Genomic DNA, 822 nt, shown 5'->3' with positions numbered 1-822 from the left:
CCAAATACATCACATAAGGAATGACTTAAATATGATTATATCACCAAAGATTAAAAGCGAAAATGATAATTTTAAAATTTTTGAAGCTGTTAAAATTGCATTTACTAAATTAAATTCAAATATTAAAAATACTAAAGGCCGACCACGTAAGTATTCAGACGAACAAATAGTTGCTTGCATGTTATATGGCGTTAAGCATAGTATATTCAGTCTAAGGGAACTTGAATATGAAATAAAAAAAGATTATGTGTTTCAAACTATAATTAATCTTAATCAAATACCTGATTATTCTACATTTTCATTAAGAGCTAAAACTCTAGAAAAACATATATATTATGGTATTTATGCTATGTTTATTGAACTGATTGCCCCAGAAACCAGATTGTGTGCAATTGATGCTACAGCCTTAAGAAGTTCAAAATACGATAGCGAAGCTAAATCGGGCAAAGGTACACGTCTAGGTTATTATAGAGGTTATAAATTACATTGCATTGTAACAGTTACTGATACTATAATTCCGTTAGTTTTTGATTTAACAACAGCTAATGTTTATGATAATCAAGTTCCAGATTTACTATATGAAGCTAAAATTTATAATCCGTTTTTAATACTCGCTGATGCAGCATATGATTCAGTTGAATGGTTTGAAATTGCCGAAAAACTAGAATTTAACTTATTAACTGATATAAATATGCGTAAAGCTAAAAGCATTGAGGCATTCATTGATAAACGATATGAAAATGCTTTGTTTTTCGAATCTCCTATAGGGGTGAACCTATATAAAAATAGATTGAAAATAGAGCAATTATTCTCCGTATTAAA

At 28.6% G+C, this 822-nt stretch carries 1 protein-coding gene; it reads left to right on the top strand.

Annotated elements, in window-relative coordinates:
* Window positions 1-31 precede the first annotated feature (31 nt).
* Window positions 32-822: transposase (locus CLPUN_RS09985; protein ID WP_077847138.1), on the top strand; the 791-nt coding region annotated here is incomplete at its 3' end.

This window comes from Clostridium puniceum, from assembly GCF_002006345.1.
Lineage (GTDB): Bacteria > Bacillota > Clostridia > Clostridiales > Clostridiaceae > Clostridium > Clostridium puniceum.
This window is presented reverse-complemented; position numbering and strand designations above follow the sequence as displayed.